This is a genomic window from Rhodobacter capsulatus (genome assembly GCF_005144475.1).
Classification (GTDB): Bacteria; Pseudomonadota; Alphaproteobacteria; order Rhodobacterales; family Rhodobacteraceae; genus Rhodobacter; species Rhodobacter capsulatus_C.
Genome location: NZ_SWJZ01000146.1, coordinates 1 through 2,439 on the forward strand (window position 1 = coordinate 1; position 2,439 = coordinate 2,439).

Annotated in this window: 3 protein-coding genes and 1 pseudogene; 3 read left to right on the forward strand and 1 reads right to left on the reverse strand. The window is 63.1% G+C overall.

What is annotated here, in order from left to right:
* From FBT96_RS19810 to FBT96_RS20925, 3 genes and pseudogenes are all read left to right on the forward strand, one after another.
* A pseudogene (locus FBT96_RS19810) lies at positions 1-248 on the forward strand (DNA-binding protein); the annotation flags it as partial.
* 98 nt (positions 249-346) lie between these two features.
* Positions 347-820 carry a hypothetical protein gene (locus tag FBT96_RS19815; RefSeq protein WP_136909710.1) on the forward strand — a complete coding sequence of 158 codons (474 nt, stop codon included), beginning with the start codon at positions 347-349 and terminating at the stop codon, positions 818-820.
* A gap of 401 nt (positions 821-1,221) precedes the next feature.
* Positions 1,222-1,386, forward strand: coding sequence for a hypothetical protein (locus FBT96_RS20925; RefSeq protein WP_169583655.1), 165 nt, complete (start codon positions 1,222-1,224; stop codon positions 1,384-1,386).
* A gap of 151 nt (positions 1,387-1,537) precedes the next feature.
* Here FBT96_RS20925 and FBT96_RS19820 read toward each other — a convergent pair whose 3' ends face one another.
* Complete coding sequence (locus FBT96_RS19820) at positions 1,538-2,002, reverse strand: NUDIX hydrolase (protein WP_136909712.1); 465 nt, start codon at positions 2,000-2,002, stop codon at positions 1,538-1,540.
* Positions 2,003-2,439 lie beyond the last annotated feature (437 nt).

Here is a 2,439-nt window from a genome sequence, read left to right on the forward strand (position 1 = left end):
GGGAGGGGACCGCTCAACTTCTCGACCACCTCAAGAAGGGCGAAATGGCCATCGAGGCCGAGCGGCTGCTCAAGGGCAGCGGCTGGCTTCCCGAAATCTTGCGCCGCGCCGATCTGATCGTTCGTGGCGACGAAGAGGGCGCGGAAGGGCAGGGGGACGACACGGCTGTGCCCGCAGAGGTCGATCTTCCGGCCTTCCTGACCGCCGATCTGCCCGACAGCGTTGCTCCGATGATCGCTGCGGAGTGACCGAGGCCGTTCGAGGGCGGGGAAGCCCGCCCTCAATCTGAAAAACTTATTAATATCAATATGATGAATGCGAATTCTCGCATTCGGGATGAGGAACCATGTCTGCAACGACCATCATCGACACAGCCCCGCTCGGGGCGTTGATCCGCTACACCGACGGCAGTCCGAAACCGCCCGCACGCTTCACCAAAAAGCTCGCGGCCTGGGAAAGATCGAACGGCGTCGGCCGTCTTGTGAAGAAGGAACCGCCCCGTGCCTATCCGACTTGGACGGCACCGGCTTCCTTCACGCTGCATGAGGGGAACTTCTCCTCGGACGGGGTCATCCTCGTCACCATCATGCGCAGCCATTCGGCGGACAGTCGGCTGGTCTTCGAGGTGGCCGAGGAACCCAAAGCCGGACAGGTGCGTGTTCTTCTGGACTTCGGCAGCAACACCGAACTGTTGCATCTGGCTGAATCCATCACCGCGGCCGAGCTCTGGATTGCGCGGGAGGGCTATCGCAACGCCCGTCTCGAAATCGTCGGCACTGCGGACAGCGATAGGGCGGGGGGCGCGGACCTGGCCGCCTGAGCCCTGACAAGGCGTGAGGGGCAGGCCCGCGGGCCGACCCCTCACCGACCACAACCTCGCCCCGCGATACCGCGGAGCGCCATAGGTTCCATCCCCCAAAGACGGAGGTCTTCAACTACCAGCGTGGCCGGGAGGCTGGCGGCGTATCAAGCATCAGCGGGAGAACTGGCTCCTGTCGTTGGGGGACCATCCCCCGCTCGCCATTCCCTTCCTTGCCCCGAATCCCGTCTTCGAGATCAACCCGCAAGGGGTCGGACTACGGGCGAGCCCGTGCCGCCGGGCGGATTCGGCCCCGTTTGAAGAGGGGGCCGAACGCACCCGGTGATGTCAGACAGTCTTCGGGCCTGCGGGGTCCTGTCGCGCGGGGGACGGCCCCCCGCCTCCAGACAGGAGCCAAACAGATGTCCCGCAAAGATGCTTACGCCTTCGCCGCCTCCCTCGCCGCCACGCTCATGGTCTCGATCGTCGTCTTTCAGGCAGGGGATGGAACCTTTGGCGCTGTCCCCGCCGATGAAATCGACGGCGACGAGGTTCAAGTGGTCGCTGAGGTCGATCCGTGGGCGTAATGCCCACGGACCCCTCGGGGGTCGGCAAGGAGAGGGAATGGATGCGCGGGCGCACCGCATCCCCTCACGCCGATAGTTGCGCCAAAATCGCTGATTTTGTCAGCGATAGAAGCGATTGGGTTTTAGGCGATGGGTCTGATGCGAAGAGCCCTCAGGCGACATCGAGTTTCAGGTGCTGGCTCGGCAATCGGATCATGAACTCTGCTTCGACATGACGAAGAACCTTCCGTTGACCCGCGAACGGAACCATCCCTTCGGCTTCATCGAAAGACACCCAGCGATATTCGCTGTGCTCAGGGTTCAATCGCACCGAAGCCGCAGGGTCTATGTATGCGACAAACACGGGAAGGACGCTTATTGCATCGTGTTGCGCCTCGTAGAACTGCTCGCAGATGTCGCCGACGAAGAGCGATGTCGGCGCAAGGCCAGTTTCCTCGGCAAGTTCTCGGACAGCCGCTTGCCATGCGGTCTCTCCACTCTCGATGGCACCGGCAACCTGGCACCATTCACCGCGGAGGCTCCGGGTGCGGCGAAGTAGAAGAACTTCGTTCACGCCATTCAGAACACGGACAGCAACAAGGCTGATGGCGTTGCAACGGATCGGTATGTTGTGCATCGGATTTCCTCGGGAACTTTGATCTCCATACCTCAACAATGTCCGCTTTGTCTCGCATCGCCGACATGTAAGTGCGGTCCCTCTGCGGGGTTCGCGATTGGCCACATCGCGCGAACGAAGATCCAGCCTATCGATGTTCGTCTGTCGTCCTTGCGGATCATCTCCGCCGTTTTCGGTGCTTTTGGCGTTGCGCCCTGCCCGCCACCTTCCTCCCCTTCCCGGGTGCTTTTCCCGCCACCGACCGCCCGGTCTCCGGTCGTGCGGTGCCATTCCGTGTCCATGAGGATCTCGGGTCCGCCGTTCCTCGCCATCCCCTCGGCCTTCCGGGCGCGGCCACAGACGAGGTGGGCGCTGGCCGCGTTGGTGGTTGCCGCCCAAGGTCGCGCGCGGTCGGGGCCGTCTTGGTGCCGGGGCGGGATGAACGGGTCTGCTGGCCC